The 8,857-nt window shown below is 64.1% G+C and carries 8 protein-coding genes; 5 read left to right on the forward strand and 3 right to left on the reverse strand.

Annotation, left to right across the window (positions count from 1 at the left end):
• Positions 1–58: 58 nt before the first annotated feature.
• Together paaZ and Q4G32_RS05595 are read right to left on the reverse strand one after the other, a co-directional pair.
• The gene (gene paaZ / locus Q4G32_RS05590) at positions 59–2,161 is read right to left on the reverse strand and encodes a phenylacetic acid degradation bifunctional protein PaaZ (protein WP_303349862.1); all 2,103 of its coding nucleotides are present in this window, start codon (positions 2,159–2,161) and stop codon (positions 59–61) included.
• A 95-nt stretch (positions 2,162–2,256) separates the two neighbouring features.
• Positions 2,257–3,255 carry a hypothetical protein gene (locus Q4G32_RS05595; RefSeq protein WP_303349864.1) on the reverse strand — a complete coding sequence of 333 codons (999 nt, stop codon included), beginning with the start codon at positions 3,253–3,255 and terminating at the stop codon, positions 2,257–2,259.
• A gap of 103 nt (positions 3,256–3,358) precedes the next feature.
• On the opposite strand from Q4G32_RS05595, the gene Q4G32_RS05600 reads away from it, so the two are divergent.
• A complete protein-coding gene (locus tag Q4G32_RS05600) occupies positions 3,359–3,781 on the forward strand; it encodes a PaaI family thioesterase (RefSeq protein WP_303349884.1) in 423 nt (140 codons plus the stop codon).
• A gap of 92 nt (positions 3,782–3,873) precedes the next feature.
• Here the strand turns inward: Q4G32_RS05600 and Q4G32_RS05605 are convergent, their stop codons facing one another.
• A complete protein-coding gene (locus Q4G32_RS05605; RefSeq protein WP_303349865.1) occupies positions 3,874–4,383 on the reverse strand; it encodes an Lrp/AsnC family transcriptional regulator in 510 nt (169 codons plus the stop codon).
• A 284-nt stretch (positions 4,384–4,667) separates the two neighbouring features.
• On the opposite strand from Q4G32_RS05605, the gene Q4G32_RS05610 reads away from it, so the two are divergent.
• The 4 genes from Q4G32_RS05610 (at position 4,668) to Q4G32_RS05625 (ending at position 8,808) form a co-directional block, all read left to right on the forward strand.
• Positions 4,668–5,792 (forward strand): thiamine pyrophosphate-dependent enzyme, encoded by a 1,125-nt coding sequence (locus Q4G32_RS05610; protein WP_303349886.1) that lies wholly within the window; start codon positions 4,668–4,670, stop codon positions 5,790–5,792.
• Positions 5,789–6,802 carry an alpha-ketoacid dehydrogenase subunit beta gene (locus Q4G32_RS05615; RefSeq protein WP_303349867.1) on the forward strand — a complete coding sequence of 338 codons (1,014 nt, stop codon included), beginning with the start codon at positions 5,789–5,791 and terminating at the stop codon, positions 6,800–6,802. The genes Q4G32_RS05610 and Q4G32_RS05615 overlap by 4 nt, the downstream gene beginning before the upstream one ends.
• Position 6,803: 1 nt before the next feature.
• The gene (locus Q4G32_RS05620) at positions 6,804–8,282 is read left to right on the forward strand and encodes a dihydrolipoamide acetyltransferase family protein (protein WP_303349869.1); all 1,479 of its coding nucleotides are present in this window, start codon (positions 6,804–6,806) and stop codon (positions 8,280–8,282) included.
• Positions 8,283–8,352: 70 nt separating this feature from the next.
• Complete coding sequence (locus Q4G32_RS05625) at positions 8,353–8,808, forward strand: MmcQ/YjbR family DNA-binding protein (protein WP_441327466.1); 456 nt, start codon at positions 8,353–8,355, stop codon at positions 8,806–8,808.
• The last annotated feature ends 49 nt before the right edge of the window (positions 8,809–8,857 follow it).

Genomic DNA, 8,857 nt, shown 5'->3' on the forward strand with positions numbered 1-8,857 from the left:
CACCGGCAACAGGGGGTGTTCTCAACAACAACCGGTGATCTCGGCGGGGGTGACCGGCCTAGGGGGTTTTGGCCACCAGGGTCAGGACGTCGTACTGGGCCACCAGCTCGTCGTTCTGATTGTGCAGCACGGCATCCCAGCGGACCTCGCCGTACTCATCCGTGACCCGCGGAGTGATCTGCTTGGCAGTGAGAGTCACCCGGATGGCGTCGTCGTAGGTGACCGGGGTGATGAACCGCAGGTTCTCCAGGCCATAGTTCGCCAGGACCGGTCCGGGTGCCGGGTCCACGAACAGCCCCGCAGCCCAGGAGACCAACAGGTAGCCGTGGGCCACCCGCCGCGGGAAGAACGGGTTGGCGGTGGCGGCGTCCTCGTCGGTGTGGGCGTAGAAGGTGTCGCCGGTTTCGTGGGCAAAGTCCGTGATGTCCTCCAAGCGCACCGTGCGCAGTTCGGAGGCGAACTGATCACCGATCCGCAGGGTTTCCAGCGACTTGCGGAACGGGTGTTCGGCCTCTCCCGAATCGACGGCAGCGCGGGTGGCCGTGTTGGCCGCAGCTCCCTGGTGCCACACACCCGTGATACCCGTCAGAAGATCCGGTGAGCCCTGGATGGCGGTGCGCTGCATGTAGTGCTTGACGGCGCGGATGCCGCCCAGTTCTTCGCCACCGCCGGCTCGGCCCGGCCCACCGTGCACCAGGTGGGGCATGGGGGAGCCGTGGCCGGTGGAAGTCTTGGCGTCGTCGCGGTCCAGGAACAGCAGGCGGCCGTGATGAGCACCGATTCCCGCTGCGAACTGGGCGGCGGTGTGCGGATCGTGGGTGCACACCGTGGCCACCAGGGAGCCTGCGCCCATGGCGGCCAGCTCAATGGCTTCCTCAACCGAGTCGTACCCGATCACCGAGGTCACCGGGCCGAATGCCTCCACCGAATGCACTTCCGGGGTCCGTGAATCCTCCAGGGAGAGCACCGTGACGGGGTAGTACGCGCCGGTTTCGGGGCGCTCGCCGTCCGGCCCGCCCACGCGCACCGTGGCCCCGGCCGCGATCAGCTTCTCAACGGCTTTGCCCACTTCCGCTTGCTGATCCAGCGATGCCAGGGTGCCCACCGTCGTCGTTTTCTCCCGGGGGTCGCCCAGGATGCCGCGCTCACTGATGCGCTCTTCCAAGGCACCGACGACGGCGTCCATGTGTTCGCGCGGCACAATCGTGCGGCGCACTGCCGTGCACTTCTGGCCGGCCTTGGCCGTGATCTCCAGGACCACGGACTTGATGTAGGCATCGAACTCGGGTGTGCCCGGGGCGGCGTCGGGAGCAAGGATCGCGGCGTTGAGGGAGTCGGTCTCCGCGGTGAAGCGCACGCCGTGCTGCAGGACATTGGGGTGTTCGCGCAACGTCTGAGCGGTGCCCGCGGAGCCGGTGAAGGCCACGTGATCGCGGTAATCCAGGTGATCCAGCAGGTCTCGGGCGGAACCGGAAACCAATTGGATGGACCCGGCCGGCAGGATTCCGGATTCCACCATGAGCCGCACGCAGGCCTGAGTCACGTAACCCGTGGGCGTTGCCGGTTTGACCAGGGATGGGACGCCCGCAATGAATGCCGGGGCGAACTTCTCCAACATGCCCCAGACCGGGAAGTTGAAGGCGTTGATCTGCACGGCAACACCGGGGATGCGGGTGTAGATGTGTTCGCCCAGGAAGGTGCCATCGGCGGACAGCGGTTCCACGGCGCCGTCGATGATCACGTTGGCGTTGGGCAACTCGCGCCGCCCCTTGGAGGAAAAGGTGAAGAGGGTGCCGATCCCGCCGTCGATGTCGATGTAGTGATCGCGCTGCGTGGAGCCGGTGCGGAAGGAGAGTTCGTACAGCTCCTTCTTGTGTTCGGAGAGGAACAGCGCCAGTTCCTTGAGTTTGAGGGCGCGTTCGTGGATGGTCAGTTCGCCCAAGTTGCGCTGCCCCACGGTGCGAGCGTGGTTGATGGCGGCGGCCAGGTCGATGCCGTCCGTGCTGACGTGGGTGATGACCTGGTTGGTGACAGCATCCAGCACCTCAGTGGTGTGCTGCGGGTGCTCGGGAGCCCACCAGGCATCCTGCAGATAACTGGGCAGGATGGCCGGTTCTGCGCTCTGGCGGGTGGTCGCGCTCTCGGACACGGACTGGCTCACGGGAGCTCCTTACAGACGAATCACGATATTCTGACTGTTCGGTCAGTTATTGTGACTATAACCTGATCCTGAGAGCTGGGCCACACGGTCATGGATCACCCTCGACTGAAAATCCCCCCGAACATCTGGCGTAGTTGTTCTTCCTTGCGTTCGTTCTTGGGGATGCGCCAGGTGAAGTGAATGTTCAACTTCTGCAGAGAGGGATGCTTCACCAGTGGTAGCAAGTCCTGCGGGTCGAGGTAGTCGGCCTGCGAGATGGTCAGCTGCCGTAGCCCTGGAGCGGTGGCCACCAGCTCCAGATTACGCAGGCCCTTCATTCCATCCAGCGTGATGTCAGTAAGAGCAGAGAGCCCGGCCAAGTTTGGGAACGTCGTCACGTTTCGCATCGCCTCGAGTCTCACAGTTTCCAATGCGCGCAGATCGCTGAGGAACGACAGATCCGAAAACTGTCGGATCGCGGCAAGGCTCAAGTCCTTGAGCTCGGAACCTGCCAGGCCGGACAAATCCTTGGTGCTACCCAAGCCGAAGTACAGGGTTTCCAAGCCCTGGAGGTCGCGCAGCACCTCGACCGAGTCCACGGTGGTGGAGGCGAAGCCGAGCGAGGTGACTTGTTTGAGATCCGCAATGGCGTCGATGTTCTTGATCGTCCCGCGATTTCCCATCAGGTGTAATGAGTGAAGTGCTGTTGGCTCGTCCAATGTGTGGCTGGGAATGGCTTTGCCTTTGATCATGCTGTGGATCTGTCCGATGCCGGGGTTGCGGTGCAGTAGGTCGCGGACGGCGGGTGCCCCCAGGTCGGCTTCGTCGCCCAGGAGGTGCAGTCTGTCCAGATTCTGAAGGTGGCGGAGACCCTCTAGGTTGAAATCGGCCTTGGAGATCCACAGTTCCAACGCCCGAACGTGGGGATAAAACCGCAGGAACTCCAGGTCACTGAGTCCAGGTTGAGCCTGGACACGTAGTCTTCGACCCGGGTCCTGCTGATAAACCGCATCGGCGATGCGATGCTCCTCCTCCGGTACATCTTCCGTGACATTGATTTCTCCGCCCCGTGAATGCTGTTGCAGATGGCGAAGTCCTTTAAGGTGCTCGTTCATGGATTCAGCCTATGTGGGTTCCGTGGCTCGGGCTCGCGGTGAGAGCGGGCGGCTTGGCGTCGTATACGTTGTGCGTGGACACAGATGGCGACAGGAGAAGCTCATGCCCAGTACCCCCGATCAGCCCCAACCCTGGCGCATTCAGCTGGGTGAGCTGGATGAACGTATGGGGGTTTCGGTACTGGAACAGTCCGCCGAACGGGTGGTGATCACCGCCCCCGTGGAGGGAAACCGCCAGTCCTTCGGGCTGCTGCACGGGGGTGCCATGGTGGCCCTGGCTGAGGCCGCCGGGTCTTGGGCTGCCGTGATCCACGGCTCCACCATGGGCAAGGTGGCCGTGGGGCTGGAGATCAACGCCACCCATCACCAGTCCCGCCGCTCGGGTCTGGTCACAGCGACGGCGATCGCCATCCACCTGGGTGGTTCCACCACCACGCATGAGGTGATCCTGACGCACGAGGACGGCACCCGCCTGTGCACCGCCCGCATCACGAACTTCCTGAAGACGGGTCGGACCCCGGCGTAGCCTTCCGCTGAACCCTCACGTGACTCGCCCATCAGGGCTTGATGGGCGAGTCACGTGAGGGTTCGGGCCAGCTTCACTCCTGGCTCAAGCACCTACCGCTCCAGTACTCGCCCGTATTCGCGCTCCTCGAACACCAGGTGGGTCTGGGTTTCCAAGACGTAGGGCAGGGGTTGGATGTGTTCAAAGACCACATCCCGCAATTCCTGGGAGTCCCGCGCCCGGACCAGGACAATGACGTCGAACTGCCCACCCACCAGTGCCACATGTTCCACGGCAGGCACGGCATCCAGGGCTTGCTCCAGCTCCCGCCATGCGTTCTGTTTGAGCTTGACGGTCAGGTAGGCAGAGGTTCCCAGCCCCGCCCGAACGGCGTCGGTGGTGGTGGTGAACCCCCGCAGCACCCCGGTCTCCCGCAGTCGCCCCACGCGTTCGTAGGCCTGGGCGCGGGAGATGTGCACGCGCCCGGCCAGGGTGGTGATGGACTGCCGTCCGTCACGGGTGAGTTCGTCCAGGAGGCGGCGGTCGACGTCGTCCAGCTGGGGTTGGCGGCGGCTGGCCGGTGATCGTGGGGTGGATTCGGGTGGGGAGCGGGTGGCGGCCATGGATGCTCCTGGACGACAGCTAGGTGATTCAGGTCACCGTAACTCTAACTGTCTGCCATATAGACCTGTAGGAGCAAAAGCATCCGGTGATTGCCGCTGATGTGGAGACAATCAGTCTTGATACATCAGACTTCCTGGACGGAGACCATTCGTGATCGGCTGCACGCCTGCAGTCTGAAACCGTCCAGGAGGAGACCGTGTCTGAGTCAGTGGACACACCGGTTGGGCCGCCCATCCCACCGGCTCAGGAGGAGTTGACCCCGGTGGAGCGCGTCAGCTCCCACATGGGGATCAGCCCGGAGGATTACATGCTTCCGGCTGAGCGGGAGATCCGGATGCTCTCTCCTGAGGGCAAGCTGCTGGACGCCCAGGAGCAAGGCACCGGGCCGGGCCATGAGTACCCCATTCCGGAAGACGATCTCCTGCTGCAAGCCTACGAACGTCTGATGGTGGGCCGCCGGGTCAACGATCAGAACACCGCACTGGTCCGCCAGGGCCGCCTTGCCGTCTACCCCTCCAGCCACGGGCAGGAGGCTTGCCAAGTGGCCGCTGCCATGTGCCTAGGCGACACTGACTGGCTCTTTCCCACCTACCGGGACACCGTGGCCGTGATCTCCAAGGGTGTGGACCCCTTGGAGGTCATGGTCTCCTTCCGCGGCGATTGGCACTGTGGCTACAACCCGCGCGAGCACCGCACGGCAGCCCAGGCCACGCCGCTCACCACCCAGTTGTTGCACGCCGTAGGTGCTGCTCATGCCGCGGTGTTGCGCGGCGAGGACACCGTGGTGTTGGCCATGTGCGGTGACGGTGCCACATCGGAAGGGGATTTTCACGAGGCCCTGAATTTTGCCGCCGTGTTCCGCCTGCCCGTGGTGTTTTTTGTGCAGAACAACGGATACGCCATTTCCGTGCCGTTGGCCCGCCAATCCGTGGCCCCAACGCTTGCCCACAAGGCCGTTGGCTACGGCATGGCCGGTGAACGCGTGGACGGCAACGACCTGGTGGCCCTGCTGGCCGCCCTGCGCCGCGCCGTTCACCTGGCCCGCACCGAGCGCATCCCCCTTCTGGTGGAGGCGCACACCTATCGCATGCAGGCCCACACCAACGCCGACGACGACACCCGCTACCGCGAACGCGAAGAGGTTAAGCAGTGGGCGGCCAAGGACCCCGTGCTGCGCATGCAGAGCTTCTTGATGGACAAAGGGGTGCTGACGGACGAGGTTGAAGCGCGTATCACCGAGCACTGCGAAACCGTGGCGGCCTCCCTGCGGGACGCCATGAACGCTGAGGTCAACCCGGACCCGCTGGAGTTGTTCCAGCACGTGTTTTCCGAGCCCACGGCCCAACTCCAAGAGCAGCAGGACATGCTGGCCCAAGAACTCCAGGCGGACACGGAGGGTGCACGATGACCACCACCGCAACCACCAAACTCACCTTCGGCGCCGCACTGAACGCCGCCCTGGCCCACTCGTTGGAGGCAAGTCAAGAGGTGGTGATCTTTGGTGAGGACGTGGGAACCCTGGGTGGGGTGTTCCGCGTGACGGATGGATTGGCCGCGCGTTACGGTGCTGAGCGGTGCTTTGACACCCCGCTGGCGGAATCCGGGATCATGGGCACCGCCGTGGGCATGGCCATGAACGGCATGCGCCCCGTGGTGGAAATGCAGTTCGATGCCTTTGCCTATCCGGCTTTTGAGCAGGTGGCCTCCCACCTGGCCAAGATGCACAACCGCACTCGGGGTCGCGTGAAACTGCCCGTGACCGTGCGCATTCCTTACGGAGGTGGTGTGGGTGGCGTGGAGCACCACTGTGATTCCTCGGAGGGGTACTACGCCCACACACCGGGTCTGAAGGTTTATGTTCCCGGCACGGTTCAGGACGCCTACCTGATGCTGCGGGAGGCGATCGACAGCCCCGATCCCGTGGTGTTCTTTGAACCCAAGAAGCTCTACTGGTCCAAGTCAGAACTCAGTCTGGATGACTTGCGCGCCACCTATGAGGGTGGTGAGCGGCGGGAGGGTGCCGCCGTCGTTGCCCGGGAAGGAACGGACGTCACCCTGGTGACCTACGGGCCGTCCCTGCCCACCGTGCTCCAGGCTGCTGAGGCCGCGGCGGAGGACGGCGTGAGTGTGGAGGTGCTGGACCTGCGAACCATCGTGCCGCTGGATGACCACACGGTCTGCACCTCTGTGGAGAAGACCGGCCGGGCCGTGGTGGTGGCCGAAGCCCAGGGGTTCGCCTCCGTGGGCTCCGAGCTGGTGGCCCGAATCCAGGAGCGGTGTTTCCATTCGCTGGCCTCCCCGGTGCGTCGGGTGACCGGCTTTGACATTCCTTACCCCGCTCCCAAATTGGAGGAGCACCACCTGCCGTCCGTGGATCGCATCCTGGACGTCATCGACTCCATGCAGTGGGAGGACTGAGATGCCCCGTACCTTTTTGCTCCCGGACCTTGGCGAAGGATTGACCGAGGCTGACCTGGTGCGATGGCTGGTTTCCGAAGGGGAGACCGTGACCATTGACCAGCCCATTGCGGAGGTTGAGACCGCCAAATCGCTGGTGGAGGTGCCCTGCCCGTGGGCCGGTACGGTCACCACCCTGCACGGGGCTGCCGGGCAGACCCTTGAGGTGGGCAAGCCCCTGATTTCCGTGGACACCGGGGACGACGACGCCGCAGCACCCTCCGTGTCCGGTGGCGCATCCGGTGGTGCTGCATTGCCGTACCGGGAGGAAGAACGTGCCGGTGTGGTGCCCTCAGAGGCAGCGGACCCGGGTGCCCGAGAAGATCATGCGGGTCAGTCGGAAGGCTCCGGCAATGTGCTGATTGGCTACGGGACATCGGAGGGTTCGGGGAGGAGGCGCCGGCGTCGTCGTGGGGCGGGGGTGGGAAATGCCGCTGCCCACCAGGCGCACGAGGTGATGAATCAAGCACCGCGGTTGGCGCCCAAGGTGACCTCTCCGCTGGTACGCAAACTGGCCCGGGAGCACGGTGTGCACGTGGGGGAGGTGGCTGGAACAGGCCCCGGTGGGCTGATCCTGCGCAAGGACATACTGGCAGTCATCGAGGCAGCCCCGGAAGTCGGCGGGGTGTCCGCAGGAGATGACCGGCAATCTGGCACCCCTGTGGGTGTGGCCGGTGCCGTGCGCGCACCCGAGTTGCCCGTGACCGAACACGGCGACACCGTGGATGCACGCACAGGCTTGACCGTGGCACAACGCCAACCGGTCAAGGGCATCCGCAAGACCATTGCGCAGGCCATGACTCGTTCCCGGCAGGAGATCCCCGAGGCCACCATCTGGGTGGATGTGGACGTCACCCCTCTGGTTGAGCTGCGCTCGCGCCTGAAACAACGCCACGGTCAGGCACCCGGGCTGATGGCTTTCCTGGCGCGCTTTGCGCTGGCTGGGCTGCGTCAATACCCGGAGTTGAACGTGCGTGTGGATGACGGCCCTGATGGCCAGGAGATCGTGGTATTTGACGACGTCAACCTGGGATTTGCTGCCCAAACGGACCGCGGCCTGGTGGTCCCCGTGGTGCGCCATGCACAAGGTCTGGGGGTCAGCGCGTTGCAATCGGCGTTCCGTGAGCTCACGGAAACTGCGCGGGCGGGCAAGGCCTCCACCGCTGAACTGTCCGGGTCCACCTTCACCATCAACAACTACGGGGTGTTCGGAACGGACGGGGCCACACCCATCATCAATCATCCGGAGGCAGCCATTCTGGGCATGGGCCGGGTGATTCAGAAGCCGTGGGTGGTGGATGGTGAACTGGCGGTGCGGCAGGTGATGGTCTTGACCTTGGCTTTCGATCACCGGGTGTGCGACGGCGGGTCGGCCGGTGGTTTCCTGCGATTTGTAGCTGACTGCGCGGAGGACCCGGAGACTGCGGTCACCATGTTGTGACTTCACCGCTGAGCATCGATTTGTGCCGCCCACCAGTGCTGATGGGCTGCACAAATCGACGCTCAGCCACGTGAGCAGATGCTCAGCCATACTGGGCGGTGACAACGTTGCCGAGTCGAGTGGGGTGGGAGTCGTGGACGGAGCGCAGGTCCAGGAGCGAGCTGCGGCGCGTGCTGAGGAGCTGCCCGGCAGTGAGATGACACATCCCTTTGGGCCGGAATGGGACGTTTACAAAGTCCGGGGCAAGGTGTTCATGCTGGTCACAGCCACCACCGGAAAAGAGATGGTCAATCTCAAAGCCAGCCCGGCGGACAGTACGTCGTTGCGCACCATGTACCCGGCTGAAATCTCACCGGGCTATCACATGAACAAAAAGCACTGGATCACCGTGACCGCAGGCCCCAACATCACCCCGGACCTGGTGGATGAACTGGTCACGGAGTCCTACCTGCTGGTGGTCGAAAAGCTCCCCAAAGCGCAGCGCCCCGTGGACCCCGCAACCTTCGGCCAGTCCTTGGCCCCGTGACTGTCCTTCACGCCACGTGAGATCACCGTTTGTTGTTGAGATCACCCCC

Source organism: Kocuria sp. (genome assembly GCF_030538595.1).
Classification (GTDB): domain Bacteria; phylum Actinomycetota; class Actinomycetes; order Actinomycetales; family Micrococcaceae; genus Kocuria.